21 protein-coding genes are annotated in these 22722 nt (G+C 38.1%); 7 read left to right on the top strand and 14 right to left on the bottom strand.

The window, feature by feature from the left end; genetic code table 11:
- Positions 1 to 2: 2 nt before the first annotated feature.
- The 14 genes from rpsQ to rpsL form a co-directional block, all read right to left on the bottom strand.
- The gene (gene rpsQ / locus BLP81_RS01175) at positions 3 to 260 is read right to left on the bottom strand and encodes a 30S ribosomal protein S17 (protein WP_019039497.1); all 258 of its coding nucleotides are present in this window, start codon (positions 258 to 260) and stop codon (positions 3 to 5) included.
- 11 nt (positions 261 to 271) lie between these two features.
- The gene (rpmC, locus tag BLP81_RS01170) at positions 272 to 463 is read right to left on the bottom strand and encodes a 50S ribosomal protein L29 (protein WP_093364540.1); all 192 of its coding nucleotides are present in this window, start codon (positions 461 to 463) and stop codon (positions 272 to 274) included.
- A 6-nt stretch (positions 464 to 469) separates the two neighbouring features.
- A complete protein-coding gene (rplP, locus tag BLP81_RS01165) occupies positions 470 to 889 on the bottom strand; it encodes a 50S ribosomal protein L16 (RefSeq protein WP_093364537.1) in 420 nt (139 codons plus the stop codon).
- 23 nt (positions 890 to 912) lie between these two features.
- Positions 913 to 1623: a 30S ribosomal protein S3 gene (gene rpsC / locus BLP81_RS01160; RefSeq protein ID WP_093364534.1), complete on the bottom strand. Its 711-nt coding sequence runs from the start codon at positions 1621 to 1623 to the stop codon at positions 913 to 915.
- A 7-nt stretch (positions 1624 to 1630) separates the two neighbouring features.
- Positions 1631 to 2038, bottom strand: a complete 408-nt coding sequence (gene rplV / locus BLP81_RS01155; protein WP_093364531.1) for a 50S ribosomal protein L22 — start codon at positions 2036 to 2038, stop codon at positions 1631 to 1633.
- A gap of 7 nt (positions 2039 to 2045) precedes the next feature.
- On the bottom strand, positions 2046 to 2324 hold the full coding sequence (gene rpsS, locus BLP81_RS01150) for a 30S ribosomal protein S19 (RefSeq protein ID WP_093364529.1): 279 nt from the start codon (positions 2322 to 2324) through the stop codon (positions 2046 to 2048).
- A 3-nt stretch (positions 2325 to 2327) separates the two neighbouring features.
- The gene (gene rplB, locus BLP81_RS01145) at positions 2328 to 3155 is read right to left on the bottom strand and encodes a 50S ribosomal protein L2 (RefSeq protein ID WP_093364526.1); all 828 of its coding nucleotides are present in this window, start codon (positions 3153 to 3155) and stop codon (positions 2328 to 2330) included.
- Between the two features lie 9 nt (positions 3156 to 3164).
- Entirely contained in the window at positions 3165 to 3455 is a 291-nt protein-coding gene (gene rplW / locus BLP81_RS01140) for a 50S ribosomal protein L23 (RefSeq protein ID WP_093364523.1), read from the bottom strand.
- A 5-nt stretch (positions 3456 to 3460) separates the two neighbouring features.
- Positions 3461 to 4090 (bottom strand): 50S ribosomal protein L4, encoded by a 630-nt coding sequence (gene rplD, locus BLP81_RS01135; RefSeq protein ID WP_093364520.1) that lies wholly within the window; start codon positions 4088 to 4090, stop codon positions 3461 to 3463.
- Positions 4090 to 4704, bottom strand: a complete 615-nt coding sequence (rplC, locus tag BLP81_RS01130; RefSeq protein ID WP_093364517.1) for a 50S ribosomal protein L3 — start codon at positions 4702 to 4704, stop codon at positions 4090 to 4092. Before rplC ends, rplD begins: the two co-directional genes overlap by 1 nt.
- A gap of 161 nt (positions 4705 to 4865) precedes the next feature.
- Positions 4866 to 5171 carry a 30S ribosomal protein S10 gene (gene rpsJ, locus BLP81_RS01125; RefSeq protein WP_019039487.1) on the bottom strand — a complete coding sequence of 102 codons (306 nt, stop codon included), beginning with the start codon at positions 5169 to 5171 and terminating at the stop codon, positions 4866 to 4868.
- A 12-nt stretch (positions 5172 to 5183) separates the two neighbouring features.
- The gene (gene fusA, locus BLP81_RS01120; protein WP_093364515.1) at positions 5184 to 7292 is read right to left on the bottom strand and encodes an elongation factor G; all 2109 of its coding nucleotides are present in this window, start codon (positions 7290 to 7292) and stop codon (positions 5184 to 5186) included.
- Between the two features lie 3 nt (positions 7293 to 7295).
- Complete coding sequence (rpsG, locus tag BLP81_RS01115) at positions 7296 to 7772, bottom strand: 30S ribosomal protein S7 (protein WP_093364512.1); 477 nt, start codon at positions 7770 to 7772, stop codon at positions 7296 to 7298.
- Positions 7773 to 7791: 19 nt separating this feature from the next.
- Positions 7792 to 8166, bottom strand: coding sequence for a 30S ribosomal protein S12 (gene rpsL, locus BLP81_RS01110; RefSeq protein WP_019039484.1), 375 nt, complete (start codon positions 8164 to 8166; stop codon positions 7792 to 7794).
- Between the two features lie 234 nt (positions 8167 to 8400).
- On the opposite strand from rpsL, the gene BLP81_RS01105 reads away from it, so the two are divergent.
- From BLP81_RS01105 to BLP81_RS01075, 7 genes are all read left to right on the top strand, one after another.
- On the top strand, positions 8401 to 10053 hold the full coding sequence (locus tag BLP81_RS01105) for a ShlB/FhaC/HecB family hemolysin secretion/activation protein (RefSeq protein WP_093364509.1): 1653 nt from the start codon (positions 8401 to 8403) through the stop codon (positions 10051 to 10053).
- 119 nt (positions 10054 to 10172) lie between these two features.
- Positions 10173 to 13391, top strand: coding sequence for a SusC/RagA family TonB-linked outer membrane protein (locus tag BLP81_RS01100; protein ID WP_093364506.1), 3219 nt, complete (start codon positions 10173 to 10175; stop codon positions 13389 to 13391).
- Positions 13392 to 13403: 12 nt separating this feature from the next.
- Positions 13404 to 15074 carry a SusD/RagB family nutrient-binding outer membrane lipoprotein gene (locus BLP81_RS01095; RefSeq protein ID WP_093364504.1) on the top strand — a complete coding sequence of 557 codons (1671 nt, stop codon included), beginning with the start codon at positions 13404 to 13406 and terminating at the stop codon, positions 15072 to 15074.
- 11 nt (positions 15075 to 15085) lie between these two features.
- Positions 15086 to 15964: a hypothetical protein gene (locus BLP81_RS01090; RefSeq protein ID WP_093364501.1), complete on the top strand. Its 879-nt coding sequence runs from the start codon at positions 15086 to 15088 to the stop codon at positions 15962 to 15964.
- A gap of 814 nt (positions 15965 to 16778) precedes the next feature.
- On the top strand, positions 16779 to 17027 hold the full coding sequence (locus BLP81_RS01085) for a hypothetical protein (RefSeq protein ID WP_093364498.1): 249 nt from the start codon (positions 16779 to 16781) through the stop codon (positions 17025 to 17027).
- 565 nt (positions 17028 to 17592) lie between these two features.
- On the top strand, positions 17593 to 20718 hold the full coding sequence (locus BLP81_RS01080; protein ID WP_093364727.1) for a SusC/RagA family TonB-linked outer membrane protein: 3126 nt from the start codon (positions 17593 to 17595) through the stop codon (positions 20716 to 20718).
- A gap of 17 nt (positions 20719 to 20735) precedes the next feature.
- Positions 20736 to 22373 (top strand): RagB/SusD family nutrient uptake outer membrane protein, encoded by a 1638-nt coding sequence (locus BLP81_RS01075; protein WP_093364495.1) that lies wholly within the window; start codon positions 20736 to 20738, stop codon positions 22371 to 22373.
- The last annotated feature ends 349 nt before the right edge of the window (positions 22374 to 22722 follow it).

Here is a 22722-nt window from a genome sequence, read left to right as displayed (position 1 = left end):
AGTTATTTAGCTCTTTCAATTATATCAACCAATCTCCAGCGTTTTGTTTTGCTAAGAGGTCTTGTCTCCATAATTCTTACTGTATCGCCGTCATTGCAGTCATTTTTTTCATCATGCGCAACGTATTTTTTCGTTTTTAAAACGAATTTACCATACATTGGATGCTTTATCTTTTTGACTTCAGAAACGACAATGGATTTATCCATTTTGTTGCTTGTCACAACACCGATACGTTCTTTTCTTAAATTTCTTTTTTCCATTGTAAGTAGAATTAATCTAATTCTCTTTTTGTAATTTCGGTAGCGATTCTCGCAATTGATCTTCTGATTTTTTTAATTTCAGAAGTATTTTCTAAAGGAGAAAGAACGTGAGTCATTTTCAAATCAGACAATTTTGTCTTGTGATTTGCCAATTCTTCATGCAATTCTTCTACCGAAAATTCTTTTACTTCAGATTGTCTCATCTTTATTTATTCTTGATAATCTCTAGCGACTATAAATTTTGTTTTAACAGGTAATTTTTGGGCTGCCAGTCTAAGGGCTTCCTTAGCTATACTTTGCGGCACACCTCCGATTTCAAATAGAATACGACCTGGCTGAACAACAGCGGCCCAATATTCTACTGCACCTTTTCCTTTACCCATACGGACTTCAAGAGGCTTTTTCGTGATAGGTTTATCCGGAAATATTTTAATCCAGATAGAACCTTCCCTTTTCATGTAACGCGTTGCTGCGATACGTGCGGCCTCGATTTGTCTTGCTGTAACAAAAGAAGAATCTAAAGATTTGATTCCAAAAGTTCCATTTGAAAGTCTGTGACCTCTTTGCGAGACCCCTTTCATACGACCCTTTTGCTGCTTACGAAATTTTGTTCTTTTAGGCTGTAACATTTCTTATCTTAATCTTTAAATGATTATTTTCTACGACGTGCTTTAGGTCGTCTCGCTTTTCCTTTAGTCTCATTCTTAGCCAGGCCAACCAATGGAGATAACTCTCGTTTTCCATAAACTTCACCTTTCATGATCCATACTTTGATACCCAGTCTACCATAAGTAGTGTGAGATTCTACCAAAGCATAATCAATATCAGCTCTGAAAGTAGACAAAGGAATTCGTCCTTCTTTATAAGTTTCAACACGAGCCATTTCCGCTCCGTTTAAACGTCCAGATACCTGAATCTTAATTCCCTCTGCATTCATTCTAATAGCTGCTGCAATTGCCATTTTTGTAGCTCTTCTATAAGAAATCCTGTTTTCAACTTGTCTTGCCACACTGGTAGCTACAAGATGAGCATCTAATTCGGGTCTTTTGATTTCAAAAATGTTTACCTGAACTTCCTTATCCGTAATGTTCTTGAGTTCTTCTTTCAACTTGTCTACCTCTTGGCCACCTTTCCCGATAATGATACCAGGTCTGGCAGTAGTGATAGTAACGGTTACAAGTTTAAGCGTACGCTCAATGATTACGCGTGAAACACTAGCTTTAGATAAACGGGCATGGATATACTTTCTAATCTTGTAATCTTCTACAAGATTTTCACTGTAATCCTCGCCTCCGTACCAGTTGGATTCCCATCCTTTGATGATACCAAGTCTATTGCCAATTGGATTTGTTTTTTGTCCCATAGTCTATCTAGCTTTCAGTGTTATTTTTTTCTCCCAGTATGAGAGTGACATGATTAGAACGCTTACGAATTCTATGTGCGCGGCCTTGCGGAGCCGGGCGTAAACGCTTTAACATACTGCCACTATCTACTTTAATCTCTTTTATAAAAACGCCAGCCTGCTCAATATCTGCATCTTCATTTTTAGCTTGCCAGTTTGCGATAGCAGAAAGAACTAATTTTTCCAATCTACCGGAAGCTGCCTTGGTGCTAAACTTTAAGATCTGCAGTGCATGACCAACATCCTTACCTCTCACCAAATCAGCAACAAGTCTCATTTTACGCGGAGATGTTGGACAGTTGTTCAATTTTGCAATAGCAAGTTGACTTTTCTGTTCCTTGAGCTCTTCTGCTCTATTTCTTTTTCTTACTCCCATTGTTCAATTATTTTTTTCCTTTATTCTTGGAACCCTGGTGACCTCTGAAAGTACGGGTAAGAGAAAACTCTCCCAGTTTATGTCCCACCATGTTTTCTGTCACAAAAACAGGTACGAATTGTCTTCCATTATGGACACCAAAAGTCTGACCAACGAAATCAGGAGTAATGGTGGATGCTCTTGACCAAGTTTTGATTACAGATTTTTTACCTGAATCTAGGTTTTGACCAACTTTCTTTTCTAATTTATAATGGACAAAAGGTCCTTTTTTTAATGAACGTGCCATATCTTATTTCTTTTTACGCTCTATGATGTGCTTATTACTAGACTTCGTTTTAGAACGTGTTTTATAACCTTTAGCAGGTATACCATTTCTTGATCTTGGATGACCACCGGAAGATTTACCTTCTCCACCACCCATAGGGTGATCTACAGGGTTCATCACTACAGGTCTGGTCCTAGGTCTTCTTCCCAACCATCTGCTTCTACCAGCTTTACCTGATATAGTTAACTGGTGATCACTATTGGATACTGCACCAACTGTAGCTATACAGGAAGCCAATACCATTCTGGTCTCTCCCGAAGGAAGTTTGATAGTCACATACTTACCTTCCTTAGCCATCAATTGTGCAAATGTACCAGCACTTCTTGCCATTACAGCTCCTTGCTCTGGCCTTAATTCAACACAGGATATGATCGTACCAAATGGAATTTGAGACAATGGCATAGCATTACCTATTTCAGTTGGAACCTGAGAACTTCCAGAAACTATTTTTTGACCTACCTTAATTCCGCTAGGCGCAATAATATATCTCTTTTCACCATCTTCGTATTGCAACAAAGCGATAAATGCAGTTCTGTTAGGATCATACTCTACAGTCAAAACTTCAGCCTGGATATCTTTTTTATCCCTTTTGAAGTCGATAATTCTGTAACGCTTCTTATGACCACCACCGATGTAGCGCATGGTCATCTTTCCTTGGTTATTTCGTCCACCTGAACGTTTTCGAGATGCAAGCAAAGATTTCTCCGGCTTGCTAGCAGTAATGGCATCGAAGCCATTAGCTATCTTAAATCTCTGTCCTGGTGTGTTTGGTTTTAATTTTTTAACCGACATGTTTTAAGCTTATAGATTACTATACAAATCAATTGTTTCTCCTTCAGCTACTTTAATTATAGCTTTTTTGTACGCCGATGTCTGACCTGTCACCATACCCGTTTTTGTATAACGCGATTTGATTTTAGGAATCACATTTAATGTACGTACTTTTTCTACCGTAACGCCATAAGCCGACTCAACAGCCTCCTTAATTTGGATTTTGTTGGCATTACGATCTACGACAAATGAAAAAGCGTTTCTTAATTCACTTTCATTTGTTGCTTTCTCTGTAATAATTGGTTTTACCAAAATGCTCATAGCTACTATTTGTTGAGATTATTTTGTAATTCTTCTAATCTGCTTTCAGTAATTAATAAAACATTGCTATTTAAAATATTGTAAGTGTTTAATTCTGAGACATTTACAACTTTAGCAGATTTCAAATTACGGGACGACAAATATACGTTTTTATTCGACTCATCCAAGACAAGTAAAGATTTTTTATCTCTAATCTTCAGATTATCAAGAACATTAAGAAATTCCTTTGTTTTAGGAGTTTCAAAACCAAAATCTTCCACAATCATCAATTGATTGTTTTTGAATTTTTGAGACAAAACCGTCTTTCTAGCCAATCGCTTAAGCTTTTTGTTGAGCTTAAAATGATAGTCTCTAGGTCTTGGACCGAAAACTCTACCACCTCCTTTAAAAATAGGAGATTTGATGCTACCAGCACGAGCTGTACCCGTTCCTTTTTGCTTCTTTATCTTTCTTGTACTACCAACAATCTCAGCTCTTTCTTTAGCCTTGTGAGTTCCCTGACGCTTGTTAGCCAAATGCTGCTTAACATCAAGATACACGACGTGATCGTTAGGTTCCAATCCGAAAACAGATTCAGAAAGTTCGACCTCTCTGCCTGTTTCTTTTCCTTTAATATCTAAAACTGATACTTTCATTACTTCTGAATAGTTACATAAGTGTTATTGTGTCCAGGAACACAGCCCTTGATCACGATCAAGTTCTTTTCAGGAACAACTTTCAACACTTTTAGATTTTGAACTTTTACTTTTACATTTCCCATTTGTCCACCCATTTTCATTCCTTTGAAAATACGAGCCGGATATGAGGCAGCACCTACAGAACCAGGAGCTCTCAACATACTTTGCTGACCGTGAGTTCTTTCAGAACCACTAAAGCCATGGCGTTTTACAACCCCCTGGAATCCCTTTCCTTTAGATGTAGCACTTACGTCTACAAATTCATTTTCTTTGAATAAGTCTACGGTGATTTCATCACCTAACTTATACTCTTCTTTAAATCCTTGGAATTCCATGACTCTACGTTTGACAGAAGTACCAGCTTTTTTAAAGTGACCTAGGTCAGCTTTAGTGGCATTTTTGTCTGATTTGTCATCGAAACCAAGTTGAAGCGCTTCATACCCGTCAACCTCGTTGGTTCTGACTTGGGTAACTACACATGGACCAGCTTCTATAACAGTACACGGAATGTTTTTTCCGTTCTCGTCGAAGAGACTAGTCATGCCGATTTTTTTTCCTATTAACCCAGACATAATTAATTTTTGATTATTACTATTTATTTAAAAAAAATTCAGGACAAAAAACACTTCGCCCTGAATGTATTTTTCTTCCGTTTTTCCCTCGTCAAATGCTCAGGACATGTTAATTCCTGCAGCGCAGGAATTTTGTGATTCCCGTTTTCACGGGAATTTACTTATACTTTAATCTCTACTTCTACACCACTTGGCAACTCAAGCTTCATCAAAGCATCAATAGTTTTGGATGAAGAGCTATAGATATCCAGCAATCTTTTGAAAGAATCCAATTGGAATTGCTCTCTAGCTTTCTTGTTGACGTGAGGAGATCTCAATACGGTAAAGATTTTACGTTTGGTTGGTAATGGTATTGGACCAGTAACCACCGCACCCGTCGTCTTCACCGTTTTTACAATCTTCTCAGCAGACTTGTCTACCAAATTGTAGTCGTATGATTTCAGTTTAATTCTTATCTTTTGACTCATAATAAGCTATAATTATTCGTTTAAACCTTTAGCACTTTTGATAACTTTCTCAGAAATACTTGCAGGTGTTTCTTCAAATCTTAAAAATTCCATTGTCGATGTTGCTCTACCCGAAGATAATGTTCTAAGTGTCGTCACATAACCAAACATTTCTGAAAGCGGCACATCTGCTTTGATGATTTTAGCACCGGACCTGTCTGACATGTTGTTCACCTGACCTCTTCTTCGGTTCAGGTCGCCAACGATATCCCCCATATTTTCTTCCGGAGTAACCACTTCTACTTTCATAATAGGCTCAAGTACAATTGCACCTGCGCTTTTAGCAGCAGATTTAAAACCTAATTTTGCAGCAAGTTCGAAAGAGAGTTGATCCGAATCCACAGGGTGGAAAGATCCATCCTTTAGAGTTACTTTCAACGTATCCATTCTAAACCCTGCTAAAGGTCCATTCTTCATAGCTTCCTGAAAACCTTTCTCTACGGAAGGAACAAATTCTTTTGGAATTCTACCCCCTTTGATTTTGTCTTCAAATTGCAATCCTGGTCCTTCAAAATCATCATCAACGGGCCCCATTTCGAAAACAATATCGGCAAACTTACCACGACCACCAGATTGTTTTTTGTAAACTTCTCTAACTTCAGCGGTTTTTGTGACAGCTTCTTTGTATTCTACCTGTGGTTCACCTTCATTAACCTCCACCTTAAATTCACGTTTTAAACGATCTACTAAGATTTCAATGTGAAGTTCTCCCATACCGGAGATGATAGTTTGTCCTGAAGCTTCATCGGTTTTCACCTGGAAAGTAGGATCTTCTTCGGCCAATTTACCAAGTGCAACACCTAGCTTTTCAACATCAGCTTTGGTTTTTGGCTCCACAGCAATACCAATTACGGGTTCCGGGAAAGACATAGATTCCAGAACGATAGGATGATCTAAATCTGTAAGCGTATCTCCTGTTTTAATATCTTTAAATCCAACTGCAGCACCAATATCACCAGCTTCGATAAAATCAATAGGCTCTTGCTTATTAGAGTGCATTTGGTACATTCTTGAAATACGTTCTTTTTTACCTGAACGGTTATTCAAAACATAAGAACCTGCTTCCAGTCTACCTGAATAAGTTCTAAAGAAAGCTAAACGACCCACGAAAGGATCTGTCGCAATTTTAAATGCTAAAGCAGAAAACGGAGAGTCCACATGTGGCTTTCTTGTTTCAACTTCACCTGTACCAGGATTTTCACCTTCAATAGCTTCTACATCAACCGGAGAAGGCAAATACCTCATCACAGCATCAAGCATAGCCTGAACACCTTTATTTTTGAATGCAGAACCACACATCATCGGTATGATAGACATATCGATAGTAGCAGCTCTTAGAGCGGCGATGATTTCGTCTTCCGTAATAGAATCTTCATCTTCGAAGAATTTCTCCATCAACTCCTCATCGTATTCTGCAACAGCTTCAACCAATTCAGCTCTGTATTTTTTTACATCTGCTTCCAGTTCCGCCGGAATATCAATTTCCTCGTAAGTCATTCCGAAATCTTCTTCATTCCAGATGATTGCTTTTTTGGAAATTAAATCCACAACACCTTTAAAGTCGATTTCATCTCCAATTGGCACCTGAAGAGGGACTGGATTTCCACCCAACATTTCTCTTACCTGGTTACATACATTGAAGAAATTAGCTCCCTGTCTATCCATTTTATTAACGAATCCAAGACGTGGAACTTTATATTTATCGGCTTGTCTCCAAACCGTTTCAGACTGAGGCTCAACACCATCTACAGCACTAAACAAAGCAACAACACCATCAAGTACACGTAAAGAACGCTCAACTTCAACAGTGAAATCAACGTGTCCCGGTGTATCGATAATATTCACGATATACTCGTGATCTCTATAAGGCCATGTACAATGCGTTGCAGCAGAAGTAATAGTAATACCTCGCTCCTGCTCCTGCTCCATCCAGTCCATGGTGGCAGCACCATCATGAACCTCTCCTATTTTGTGACTTATACCAGTATAATAAAGAATACGCTCCGTTGTTGTTGTTTTTCCAGCATCAATGTGAGCAGCAATCCCAATATTTCTAGTAAATTTTAAATCTCTTTGTGCCATTATTTAGAATCTAAAATGTGAAAATGCTTTATTGGCTTCAGCCATTTTGTGTGTATCTAATCTTTTCTTAACTGCCGCACCTTCTTCTTTTGCAGCCGCCATGGATTCACCAGCAAGTTTTGCTGCCATAGTCTTTTCGTTTCGCTTTCTCGAATAACTGATCAACCATTTCATGGCGATAGATATTTTTCGGTCTGGACGAATTTGTGAAGGGATCTGAAATGTTGCACCACCCACACGTCTGCTTCTTACTTCAACGTGAGGCATCACATTGGATAAACCTTCTTTCCAGATTTCTAAAGCGGTTTTTTCGTCATCTTGCTTTTTCTCCTCTATGATATCCATAGCATCATAGAATATTTTAAAAGCAATCGATTTTTTTCCGTCCCACATCATCATGTTAACGAATCTTGTGACTAACTGATCATTAAATCTTGGATCTGGTAGTAAGGGACGTTTTTTGGCCTGTCTTTTTCTCATGTCTTTACTTTAACTCTGATTATTTTTTAGGTCTTTTTGCTCCATACTTGGATCTGCGCTGCAGACGACCCTCAACTCCTGCTGTATCCAAAGCACCACGAACAATATGGTACCTTACACCAGGTAAATCTTTTACTCTCCCGCCTCTAACTAATACTATCGAGTGCTCCTGTAGATTGTGTCCTTCACCTGGGATGTACGCGTTTACTTCCTTACCATTGGTCAACCTTACACGGGCAACTTTACGCATTGCCGAGTTTGGTTTTTTTGGTGTAGTTGTGTAAACTCGCGTACAAACTCCACGTCTTTGAGGACAAGAATCTAAAGCCGCCGATTTGCTCTTCTTAGTCATCTTGCGTCTTCCTTTTCTTACTAACTGTGAAATTGTTGGCATAGTTTTACTTAAATTGTTTAAAAAAATCTCTTATTTTTAAGGTTTGCAAATGTAGATATATATATTTAAATAACAAATTTTAATCGATTAATTTTCAGTAGTTAAGACAAATTAAAAATGCCTTCATCCCCCGGTCGCCGTAAAATCAGCAGGAAGGTCCTTATAATATAGGAGCAACATCTTCGTTTTTATGCAATCAATTCAGAATCTATTCAAAATTTCCTAAACCCTCCAATGAGCAAGCACTTACTCTTCTTTATTATCGCTCTTGGCATTTCCAAGGCCTTATGGGCTCAAAGCGTCTCTCTTCATCTGGAGACCAAAACAGATTCCACAATCCACAGGACCGCATTAAAATTCAACTCATTTGAGGAAGCCGAAGGCCTGCTTAAATCCAAACTCGATAGTCTGAAGCAAACAGGCTATCCTTTTCTTAGCGAAGAAAGAAAAATCACAAACAATGCGTTATTTGTATCTCTTGATTTAAATCAAAAAATAGATTCCTTGATTATCAACATCGAAGAGAAACACGCCCCTCTTTTACCCAAAGACTTACGCCTTAAGAACAATCAGGCAAATATAGCTTATTCTGAAGCGGATAACTTTCTTGAGACTATCGTTTATAACATGAAAAACGAAGGCTCCTCCTTCGGAAAAACATCCCTCACCAATATTAAGGTCACAGGCAAAGCTGTGATCGAAGCTGATTTATGGATTCAGACAGGACTTCAAAGAACTATCGACAAAATCCACATCAAAGGCTATTCAGCTTTGTCTAAAACGTACATAGCTCGATTTTCAAATTTGAAAACAGGGGACATATTCATAGAGTCCGACATTCAAAACAAAACCGAGCAACTCAACACTATAGCCTTCATAAACCTAAAGAAACCAACCGAGGTTTTATTCAAAAAAGATTCAACCGAGTTATTCATCTATCTCGAAAAAGTAAACTCCAACAGTTTCGATGGATTTTTAGGCTTTGCCAGTACCGATGAAAATGATTTACAGCTGAATGGCTATCTAAATATGGTATTGCTGAATAATCTCGATTTCGGAGAACGACTCAACATCCAATATAAAAACGACGGAACAGGGCAGCAAAGATTTGAAGGACACCTCAGGCTCCCTTTTCTTTTTAAATCTCCTTTAAGCCTGGAAGCAGGCTTGCGCCTATTCAGAAGAGATTCTTCGTTTTCCAACGCTTCACAACTTCTAAACTTGAATTATCAAATCGATAAAAACATCAGCCTGGAAGGCGGAGTTGAATTTACCAAGTCTACGAATTTAGAAGGAGAATTGGCTTCTTCATCAGAGATTACTGGCTTTAATTCTACATTTTACGGATTGGGATTTAATTATTACAACTTAAAATCAAGACAGGGCTTTAACGAAGACACTTTTTTACACCTGAAAGCAGCTTTAGGCCAAAGAAAAACAGGTGAAACATCAGAGCAGTATAAATTCACGCTAAGCGGTCAGCATCAGTTTGCATTAAACACCAGAAACCAGCTTTATGTTAACCTTAACGGTGAAATCTTAATTTCAGATACTTTTTTTAACAATGAATTATTTCGTTTTGGCGGTGTTAACTCCATTCGCGGTTTTGTAGAAAACTCGCTGTTTGCCAACAGGTATGCCGTCCTTCAAACCGAGTATAGATATGTGCTGGATTCCAATATTTTTGTGAATACCGTATTAGATTTAGGGTATTATGAAAATAATATTCAAAATATTAACGAGAATTTACTAGGCTACGGAATTGGTTTAGGCCTGAAATCCAAAGCTGGTTTATTCAGGCTGATCCTAGCAAATTCTATATCTGACAATCAACCAACCTCCCTCTCTAGCTCCAAAGTTCACATCAGCTTTACCTCCTTTTTTTAATTGGTTATTCTTTATTTTTTAACAACTAAAAATAATTCTGTGAAATAAAAGTCAATTTTTGTTGTCAGTTTAACTTTATTTTTTGACTTTTGGCACTGGCTAATTCAAATAATCTAACAATGAAAACAAAGTTAAATGGAATTTTGACACTACTCTTAGTGTTAGTTGTGCAACTAAGCTTTGCACAAACAAAGACAGTCACGGGAACGGTGACTGACGACTCCGGGCTACCCCTTCCAGGAGCAAACGTTTTAGTAAAGGGGACTGTTGAAGGTACTCAAACCGACTTTGATGGAAATTATTCTATCGAGGTGAGTCCGGATCAGCAGCTTGTATTTACCTATATTGGTTTTGCAACAAAAACTGTAACCGTTGGTGACCAGGAAGTTATCGACGTACAGATGGAGTCCGGCGAATCCCTTTCTGAGGTGGTTGTTGTTGGCTTTGGTACATCTCGAGAGAAAAAATCTCTGGGGTACGCGGTAAGTGAAGTTTCCTCTGAAGGTCTTGAAGAAAGAGCTGAAGGAGATCTTGGCCGTGTGCTTAACGGGAAAGTTTCCGGTGTTGTTATCAACAACTCAAGCGGGGTCTCTGGTTCTGCAACCAACATCAACATTAGAGGGTATACTTCCATCAACGGTAGTAACCAGCCTCTCTTTATTGTAGATGGTGTGCCTATTTCCAATGATACCAATGCTGTGGGCAGCTTTCAGGATGGTAATGCCGGATCCTCAAGATCTTTGGATCTGGACCCGAACTCTATCAAAAACGTTTCTGTTTTGAAAGGTTTTGCTGCAGCTACCGTTTACGGATCTGCCGGTAAAAATGGAGTTATTCTGATTACCACTAAAGCAGGGTCTGCAGGAGATGTTAAAAAGAAAAATGAAATTTCGGTTTCTCAAGGTGTATTCTTTAATGAAATCGCATCCTTACCAGATTACTCAGAGCGTTTCGGTAACGGATTTGACGGATCTTTCGGTAATTTCTTTTCCAACTGGGGTCCAGGATTTTATGAAGAGGGCTTTGGAGGCTGGGCAGCGCCTTCAAGCGGTATAGCAGATGACGGAACTTACAGCCATCCTTATAACAGAGCCAATCTGGCCAATGTTTTTCCTCAATTTCAGGGAGAAAGATTAGAATGGGCACCACAAACTGATAATGTGAAAGATTTCTTTAGAACTGGAATTGTCAGAAACACTTCTGTCAATATCGCCAGTACTTCAGAGGATGGTAAAATTTCTTATAATGTCAACTTTGGGCATTTGGATGACGAAGGATTTACGCCAAACAACAGCACTACCAGAACCAACTTTTCTGTAGGTGGTAGAGCTTTGTTATCTAATAAATTCAAAATAAACAGTACCATAAATGTCTCTAGGACTGACTTTAAAACACCTCCTATTGCGCGTAGTACAGGTTCCGGAGTTTCAGGAGCAGGATTATCTGTATTTGCAGATGTTTTTTACACGCCTAGAAACATTCCTTTAATGGAATTACCGTTTCAAAATCCAGTAACCGGAGCTAGTGTATACTACAGAAACGATGAAGCCATCCCAAATCCGAACTGGGTGGCCAACAACAGTTATGTAAGACAGACAACGTCCAGAATGAACTCGTCCAACACCATAACCTATGATATCAATGATAATTTGAATTTATTATATCGTGTAGGACTGGATGTTTACTCTGAGCGAAATGAAACAGGTACCAATATTGGAGCCACTGCCGGACCAATCCTTGGAGCCTATTCTACCTATACCAACACAAACATTGTATGGGATCACAACTTTCAGCTGAACGGAAATTATGAGTTTACTCCAGATTTAAATATTAATTTTACCGCAGGAGCTACATCAAGGTATAATAAATATGACAGAGACGGTGTAAGCAGTTCCGGACAAATTGTTTTTGATGTCTTTAGACACTTTAATTTTAGAGAACAATCTCCAATTCAATTCCAAACATTTCAAAATATAGTTGGTCTATATGGTGTTGCAGATTTAGAATATAAAGATTACTTATATCTAAACCTATCTGCCCGTAACGACTGGGTCTCCAATCAAGTCAACAACTCTCAATTTTATCCGAGTACAAGTGTTTCATTCTTACCTACCTCTGCCTTTTCGGACTTGAGAAGTAAGAATGGATTAAACTACTTAAAATTAAGAGCTGGTTACGGAACTTCAGCTGGATTTGCCTCCGGCTTTCCAACCGTAAATACCTTATCACTTGATTCCAGGTTTTTCCAGCCTCCGGGAGCAAGTTCTCCGGTAGCCGTCAATTCTTTATCCAGAGTTTTGGCTAATGAATCAATCAGACCCGAACTCTATGAGGAAATCGAAGTCGGCTTTGAAGCAAGAGCACTGGACAACAGAGTGTCTTGGGATTTCTCCTATTACGAAAGAAATACAACAGACCTGATCATCAACAGACCTCTGGCGGCCTCTACCGGATTTACGTCAACTCAGTTCAATATTGGTAGAATTGAGGGCTACGGTTTTGAAAGTGCCTTAGGTTTAAGAGTGATTCAAAATGAAGGAACAGGTTTGAACTGGGATGTCAATATCAACTACACTAAAATTAGATCTGATGTTGTCGATTTAGGTTTAGAAACAGGAGATAACCCTGTAGATAATGCGATTCCTTATTCAGGTTTCTCAAACCTTGGTAACGCTGCTATAGAGGGCTTCCCGTTTAGTACTATGATAGGTTCAACTGTGGCAAGAGATGATGAAGGTAATTTATTGGTGGATTCTCAGGGTAATTATGTATTTGATCAAGGTCCAAATGTCATTGGAGACGCTACACCAGATTTCTTGATGAACTATGCGACTACATTATCCTACAAGAATTTTACATTCAACGCCTTAGTCAGCTATCAGCACGGAGGAGACATTTACTCCCAAACCATAGGTGCACTACTTGCCAGAGGTGTGACCACCGATACAGACAACAGATTAGATACGTTCATTTTACCTGGTGTCAATCAAACAACTGGTGCCCCTAACGACGTTCAGATCAATAACTCGACCTATTATTTTCAAAATACAGGCTTCGGTCCGGATGAACTTAATGTTTATGACGGCAGTTTTATCCGTTTAGCGGAAGTGTCCTTAAGTTATAGTTTTCCTAAAGACTGGCTGGAAGCCACTCCATTCGGTAACTTATCCTTGTCAGTTGCAGGATATAACCTATATTTTAATGCACCAAACACGCCAGAAGGCACCAATTTTGATCCTAACATTGTGGGAACAGGCGTTGGTAACGGTAGAGGCTTTGACTTCTTAAATGGTCCTAGTGGAAAGCGATACGGATTTACTTTAAGAGCAACATTTTAAAACATTATAAAAATGAAAAACATAAAATATTTTATAATTCTGGCTGTTAGTCTTCTGACACTTCACTCTTGTGAAACAGTAGAATTAGACAAAAGAGAAAACCCAAATGCGTTAAGTCCAACTCAAGCCGATATCGACTTAACGATGAATGCCATTCTTATCAGAACAGGATCCTTTACCAATACCATAGGAACTTACGGCTCTGAATTAACAAGAATCAGAAACATGTTTGGTGTCAATTATCTGAATGTATATAGTCCTGCAACCTTTAACGGTGTCTGGAACCAGGCTTATGCCGATATCATGAATGATATACGCGGGATGAATGCACAAATTGACGGTTTAGAAGGTGGCTTTGAAAAGCATAAAGCTGTAGGTGAAGTCGTAGAAGCCTATCTCATTGTTACGCTTGTTGATTATTTCGGAAAGATTCCTTATACCGAAGCCTTGGATCCATCCATTTTAAATCCGGCAGTAGACGAAGGAAGCACTGTATATCAGGCAGCCTTAGATTTATTGGATGATGCCATTGTAAAATTTGAGCAGCCTACGACAGTTAGCCTGGCCAATGATTTTTACTATGATAATGACTACGGCAAATGGGTGAGATTAGCGAACACTTTGAAGATGAAAATCTACATCCAACAGCGCTTAGTTAACCCTGCTGCCATTGGTAGTTTTGATGACATAGCTACAACTGGCAACTACATTCAGGAAGGAGAAGATTTTGTCTTCAACTGGGGAAGTAATATAGACAATCCCAACTCCAGACATCCGTTGTATAATGCGCAATATTCTCCTGGAGGACCAGCAACCTGGTATATGTCCAACTGGCTAATGGATAGAATGAGGAATGGACAAAGTGTTGAAGATCCACGAATCAGATACTATTTCTACAGACAAGTGGATGACGTCCTGTCTAATGTTAATCCAGATACTGGAGAAGAAAAAAGATGTGTGATCCAAACCATTCCACCTCATTATGACAATAACGATATTTTATATTGTTATCCAGACAATAACAGAGGACTTTGGGGAAGAGATCATGGCAGCAATGAAGGTATTCCACCAGATGGATTCTTGAGAACCGCTTTTGGTATATACCCTGCAGGAGGACGATTTGATGACAGTAGCTTTGAAATCATAGACGGCAATAATTATGGTGCCGAAGGTAACGGAGTCACCCCTATTATTCTAGCTTCTAGTGTTGACTTCTGGAGAGCTGAAGCCGCATTGTATGGTGGCTCAGGATCTGCAGAGGCATTTCTGGAGAGCGCTATGACCAAACACATCAATTACGTGAGAAGCTTCACCAGCAGAAGCACTCAGGATTTTGATGAATCCACTATTCCGGATCAATCACAGGATGCTGCTTACATAGCTGAAGTTATAGCAGATTTCACTAGCTCTACTAATGACCTGAGAAAATTAGATATTTTGGGTGATCAATTCTTTATATCTTTGATAGGTAATGGAACCGATGCTTATAATTTCTACAGAAGAACTGGTGCGCCTAGAGATATTCAGCCTAATATTGAGCCAAACCCAGGACCGTTCCCTAGAACATTGTGGTATCCGGCGGGCGAAGTCACAGCAAATCCAAATGTTTCTCAGAAAGAAGATTTGACTATACGAGTTTTTTGGGATGATAATCCAATTAGTGGTTTTCCTGTAAATAATTAAAACAAAAAAAAATGAAAACACTTTTAAATAAAATAAGTCTGATCACAATCCTGGCCTTTATCATAGGGTGTAGTGATACAGAAAAAACCATCGATGAAGTTTTTGAAGGAACGACTCGAGGAACTGTTCTAAAAACAATTGATGAGCAGACCAGCTTAGAATTTAATGTTGGTGGAGAAAGTCTGGTTACCGTCGCCGCTGAAGTGATAGACCAAAGAGGACAAGATGTAGACCGAATAGATGTTTATATGTCTTTTTTTGATAATCAGACCAATATTAACGACCCCATCAATAACTCTATTCCTGAAGAATTGTATACTTCAGTTCCCGCAAGTGAACTGGATAACAGCGGTGAATATCCTGTATTTGACTTCAGGTTTACCGGTGATGAGTTTAACAGCTTTTTTGGTTTAACTGCAGATGATTATACCGGAGGAGACCGTATCAATGTAAGATTAGAGTTGGTGATGAATGATGGAAGAGTATTTACCAGTACCAACGTGAACAACGTGGTATCTGGTGGTGCTTTCTACCGTTCCCCATTCCAGTACAACGTGAATTTTGTTTGTCCTGCAGATACTCCGGCATCCGGAACCTGGACCATTGAAATGCAGGATTCCTACGGTGACGGATGGAACGGCGGGGAACTCATTGTATCCATAGATGGCAATGAAACCTCTTACACGATGGACGACGGTACTTCCAAAACAATTAATTTCGATGTCCCATCTTCGGCCGGCACAATTTCGATCGTGTACGCTTCAGGAAGCTGGGATAGTGAAGTAACCTTTCAGGTCTTCGCTTCAAACGGTAATGCAATTATAGAAGCCGGTCCTAATCCACCAGCTGGTATTGAACTTATCAACTATTGTAACCGAAATTATCAATAGAAGTCGTTATACCAAATTAACAAGTAAGAAACCGCCTCGATACGAGGCGGTTTTTTTATGATTAAAAAGTAGAGTACATACATAGAATATCTAGCCACCCAAAAACCTTCGGGGGTCAAAACCGAATATCTCAACTGAGACATTTCTCTTAGACAGGATATAATCAAGAAAGAACTGAGAGGATTTCTAGGCAACACACCACTAAAATCTCCGCTTGAAATCTGATTAAACCAAAAGGTCAATCCTAAAAAATCCGGATTTCTGTAAACCTTATTTTAAGGGCTAAACGGGCCGATTATCATTTTGACCTGAATTCAAAACGAAGTCTTTCTTAATAGATCAGACTTTATTTATGAAAGTTCTCATAATTAAAGTTAAAAGAAAATGATTAAGCTATCCCTGCTCCTGCCTGACTGATTTTCTTTTAAAAATCCTATACAAGATTCAAAACCTTATTGATTATTGGCAAGAAAAGAAGGTTTTGACGGGATGGATATACTTGTGTCTTACTTTGACATTTAAATAGAAAGCGATGATCCAGATAACAACTCTAAAGATGAAAAATTCTTAAGATCTTTTCCTAAAGGAAATTTAAATACAGACAGAGAATATCCCGTTTTAGATTTCGAACTGACTCTTCAAGAATTTGAAGACTTTTTCAACCTTACAGAAGGTGGCTGTAAAGGTGAAGATCGTATCAACTTAAGGATAGAGTTAATAATGAATGACGGCAGAGTCTTTACCAGCACCAACTTAAATAGCATAGTTTCTGGAGGTGCCTTCTACCGATCGCATTTCCAGATCAATGTGAGTTTTGGATGCCATCCGGGATGTTCCAGCTTCCGGAACCTGGACAGTCGATATGCAAGATTCCTTTGGTGACGTTTGTAACGGCGGAACCCATCTTGTTACATTAGATGTTGAGACCGAAATTGAAATTGAGTTTTTAGACGGGGCTGAAAAAACAGAAACCTTTGAAGTACTATCCTCTACTGAAACAATTTCTATAGTACACAGTTGGATCCTGGGATTCGGAAGTTACTTTCCAAATAACGGCAGCTAATGGTAATGTTGTTAACGAAAATGTTAACTCTGCTGTTGATAATGAACTTGTAGACTATTGTGGCAGAAGTTACCAGTAAATTTCAATTAAATCAATTTTTAAATTTTCTCTTCTTAGGTTCATTTCAGTAATGAAACCACCACAAATCTTACTCTCATTTTCTAAACAAATGATACATCAGAAGCAAATCAAAAAGCCAATTATTATGTTAAATTGCGACTCAAAGGCTTACTATCCTAGTATTTTTTAAAATATTTCCTTGGTTACTTTCAATATCCAGAAACTTATCAACATATTAACTTCTTAACAAAAATCTTTACAAAAGGTTTAATTATGAGATTTTACAGATATTCGAATATTTATGATATTAGTAGTATTTTTTTAATTAAACATATTAAATAAAATAAAAATTAAAAGATATTCATTAATTTTTTAATTATTATCATATCTATATTTGACTAAAAATTAACTTTAAACAGGCTTTATTATGTTAATTTAACCCTGTTAACTTGTTAAAAAATAAAATTCCATTAAATTGGCACTGGCTAATTCTAACAAAATTAAAATGAAAACAAAGTTAAATGGAATTTTAACACTAGTTATGGTGTTAGTTGTGCAGGTAATTTTTGCACAAACGAAAACTGTCACAGGTACTGTGACTGATGATCTTGGGATGCCACTCCCGGGAGTAAATGTAGTAGTTAAGGGAACTTCACAAGGAACCCAAACAGATTTTGATGGGAACTATACTATTGAAGCTGCATCAAATCAATCACTTGTATTTACCTATGTTGGTTTTGCTGATCAAAGCATTCGTGTAGGTGATAAATCTGAAATCAATGTTCAGTTGGAAAAAGGTGAGGCTTTAGACGAAGTATTTGTTGTTGCCTATGGTACTGCAACTAAGGAGTCTTTTACAGGTTCTGCTAGTGTGATAGGTTCTGAAGAGTTACAAAACAGAAACGTAACATCTCCAATTTCCGCCATAGAAGGTAAAGCAACCGGGGTGCAGTTTACCTCAACTAACGGACAACCAGGCTCATCTCCAAATATTGTCATACGTGGCGTTGGAACGCTTAACGGTAGTTCAGACCCACTTATCATTGTGGATGGAATTCAATATGAAGGTGCACTGAACACAATAAACCAGGAAGATATTGCTTCTTTTACTGTTCTTAAGGATGCGGCATCCACCTCACTTTATGGATCTCGTGCAGCAAACGGGGTTATAATGATAACCACAAAAAGTGGAACAGCTGGTAAAATAAAAGTTAACATTACCGCTCAAACTGGTTTTGTTGACCGTGCTGTTCCTTTTCACGACAGGATAGGTCCTGGAGATTATTATGAAACTATGTGGGAAGCCCTTAGAAATACAGATGCAGCCGGGGGAGACCCTTCTTATTCATCAGCTAATATTTACAACCAATTAGGATATAATCCTTTTAATGTTCCTAATGATCAAATAGTTGGTACTGATGGACTATTAAACCCTAATGCAGATGTAGTTTATCAAAAACTAGATTGGTTTGAGTTCATGGAACAAACAGGATTTAGGCAAAATTATAATGTTAATGTAGCGGGTGGAGGTGATAATCACAAAGTATTCTTCTCTGCTTCTTACCTAGAGGAAGAAGGATATATTGTTACTTCTTATTTTGACCGTCTAACAACAAGATTGAATGCAGATTTTGATGTGAGCGATAAGATTAAAGTTGGTGGTAGCGCTAACTTAACACTTACAGAATCCGGCGGACCTACATCTGCAGGTACCGGAAGCATTGTTAACCCATTTGGTTTTGCACAGGGCATGGGTCCAATCTACCCGGTCTATCTTAATGACAGACAAGGTAACCTCGTCCTGGATGCATTCGGAAACCCTATTTTTGATAATGGAGAAGGTTACCCGGACTTTAATGTTGGAACAAGACCAAGAAATCAGGGTCGTCACGCATTGCAGGAATTACTTCTAAACAATGAAAGAGACCTGAATAATACCTACGGTTTGAGGATGTATACGGACGTAGAAATCATCGATGGTCTTAATCTGAAAGTTACCTATGGTAGAGACATCAATGATGGCATCTCAAAAGATTATGAGAATGCTATAATAGGAGATGCTCAACCTGATGGTAGATTTAATGAAAACCGTTTCAGAAGAACTGTTGAAAACTTTAATCAAATATTAACCTACAATAACAATTTCGACCTTCATAATATTGATGTTACCTTGGGTCATGAATCTTTTGACAGAAATTTTTCAAATTTTGATGCCCTTGGAACTATAGAAACCGTTCCAGGTTTAACAGTATTTGAAAATTTTTCTAATCCCGTGTCTCTTGGGGGTTTTATAACCGATAAGCGTATTGAAAGTTATTTTTCTAGAATTAACTATAATTTTGACGCTAAGTATTACTTAAGTGCTTCTGTAAGAAGAGATGGTAGTTCTTTATTTGATACAGAATCCAGATGGGGTACTTTTTATTCTGTAGGTGCCTCCTGGAACGTTCATAAAGAAAGTTTTATGGAAGATGTATCCTTCATAGATCGATTAAAATTAAGAACATCATGGGGTGAAGTTGGTAATGATCAAATTGGGGGTGATTTTTATTTATACCAAGCCAGATTTGGAATTACCTCTAACGCTACAGATCCAGCTTACCAGTTGGATGATTTAGGAAACCCTTTACTACAATGGGAAACCATTGAAAACTTCGATATCGCATTAGAGTTTGGTCTTTTTGATAATCTATTTGATGGATCTATAGAATATTACAGAAGAAATTCTACAGACTTATTATTTGATTTACCATTACAACCAAGTATTGGTATTAATGTACAACCTAATAATATTGCAGACATGTATAACTCTGGGTTTGAATTCAGTTTAACAACACATGCGATTGACACAGATGACTTCAGTTGGGATTTTACAGCCTTGGCATCTACACTAAAAAATGAAATTACATCCATACCAGATCCAGTAATTACTGGTTCCAAACGATGGGCTGAAGGTGTTTCTAGATTTGATTACTTTTTGAGAAGAACAGCCGGCGTAGATCCTGATACGGGAGATCAACTCTTCTTTTTGTATGAATTCGACGAAAACAATGAAAGCATACCTGTATTAGACGCTGATGGTAATCATGAAGTCACTAACGACTGGACAGAAACTGAACGTGCCTACACCGGGGACTCTTCTATACCTGACTTAATTGGATCTTTTCAAAATAGTTTGAGATATAAAGGCTTTACATTAGACTTTTTAGTGACTTACCAGCTTGGAGGTAAAATTATAGATTACGCCTATGCTGCAATGATGAGTAGCAGTGACTTTGGACGCTCGCAACATCCAGATATTTTAAATGCCTGGAGACAACCTGGTGATATTACTGACGTACCAAGACTAGAAAACGGTAACCAAGACTTAGTTATAAGTTTATCAGATAGATTTTTAACAGATGCTTCATACTTATCTTTAAGAAACGTAAGCTTTGGTTATACTTTTGATGATAGCGTTACTGATGCAATAGGTGTTGGTAATTTAAGCCTTTCTATTACAGGTGAAAACTTATTATTGCTAACCAAGAGAGACGGTCTTGACCCGCAGTATAATTTAGCCGGTACACAATCTGGAAATGATTTTAATCCCTCTAGAATAATTTCATTTGGACTTAATATTGGATTTTAACAAATAACAAATTAATTATGAATTATAAAATATTAAAACTGCCACTGTTAATATTATTCTTTACCTTAACATCATGTGAAGAAGAATTTTTAGAAACAGTCCCGACTGATGCGGTAACTCCTGCGGTTGCTTTACAAAATCAGGACGAAATGCAAAAAGTGATAAACGGTATCCATCGTGGCCTTTTTTCACAGTCACAAACTGTATTCCCTGGAGGAAATACAGCTAGAGCAAACAATCATTACTGGGTACCAATGGGTGATCTTTTAACAGGAGGTATCATCCATTCAGCAAATGCAAACAACCTTGGTTTAAGAGATGAGGTACAATGGAATAACCATACACTCCCTGATGACATAACCACTGAACTTCTTTGGTATCATAGATATAATATCATCTTACATGCTAATTTGATATTAGAACGTATAGCCGAAGGCGATTTAGTGGAAACACCTGAGCTACTTGCTATAAAGGGTCAGGCTTATGCTTACAGAGCCTATGCTTTGCTATCCTTAGTACAACATTACAGCAAAGGATATCTAATTGGCGATCCTGCAACAGACCCTGGAGTTCCTGTAATTACAGTACCTTATGAATCCGGACCTAGAGGAACTGTTCAACAAGTCTACGATCAAATTGAAATAGATTTAAATGATGCCATTGCTGCTTTTCAAAATGCTGCACCAAGAGAAAATAGTACCAAAGGTAAATCACAATTAAACATCAATGTGGCTTATGGCTTAAAAGCAAGATGGGCTTTATCTAAAGGCGACTGGAGAGCAGCTGCAGATAATGCAGCCTTAGCTCGTGATGGGTTTCCATTAATGAGTGAAGCCGAATGGAAGTCCGGATTCAATACCAACGATTTATCTGAGGTAATTTGGGGTAGTAATGTGATTTCTACAGAAACAACCTTTTTCCGTTCTTATTTTTATATTGCCAGCAATACCTTTAATGGTAGCCATATTAGAAATAATCCAAAAATTGCCGACAGACGATTAGTTGACGCTATACCAGCTACAGATTACAGAGGGGACGTATTTTTACCAGATGCACCAAACTCAAATACATCTGCAGCCAATGGCGAAGGAGGTTGGGAGAATAACACCAATCCCCTTTACCAAACTGAAGAAGAATTTGAAAACGCTATAGCTAGTATAAAAGCAGAGTACGGCTTAGTATCTGGTCATAACACACACCCATATCAGGCCTTTAAGTTAAAACAACAGAATCCTGGTAGTATTGATCCAGATGATATTATCTACATGCGTACTGCTGAAATGTATTTAATTGAAGCCGAAGCTGAAGCGATGTTAGAGAACATTGTCCCAGCACAAAATGCGCTTCAAGCTATTGTTGGTACTCGCGATTCCGCGTTTGATGCTACAAATTTTACAAGCAGAGAACAATTGATGGAAGAAATCAAATTCCAGAGACGCTTGGAACTTTGGGGAGAAGGTTTTGGTTACACAGACCACATCCGCTGGGATGAAGGTATTGACCATGCTGCAGATGGGGGTTCTGGTGCTTCTCAAGTCCTTTATCAAGATGGTTACTTCCAAGAAAGACCATCAATTAACGATGACTGGATTTTTAAAATTCCATTTGATGAAATTAATGCTAATCCAGAGATTAGTCCTAGCGATCAAAATTAAAACACTTAAAAATTACTAAGTATAAAGGCTGCCTTTCAGGCAGCCTTTTTTGTTTTAAATAATGTCCCGTCCTAAAATAGCGATATACTAAAACTTAGAGTAATGAAAAAGCCAACAGAGACGGGGTATACAAAACGATCCCAAAAAGATTACTCGCTTTCTTTTAAGCTTCAGGTAGTCGAAGAAACCGAATATCTCAACTGAGATATTTCTCTTAGACAGGATATAATCAAGAAAGAACTGAGAGGATTTCTAGGCAACACACCACTAAAATCTCCGCTTGAAATCTGATTAAACCAAAAGGTCAATCCTAAAAAATCCGGATTTCTGTAAACCTTATTTTAAGGGC

Origin of the sequence: Psychroflexus sediminis (genome assembly GCF_900099815.1) — a bacterium.
GTDB classification, from domain to species: domain Bacteria; phylum Bacteroidota; class Bacteroidia; order Flavobacteriales; family Flavobacteriaceae; genus Psychroflexus; species Psychroflexus sediminis.
The sequence above is the reverse complement of the archived record's forward strand: the minus strand, read 5'-3'. Positions and strand labels throughout refer to the sequence as shown.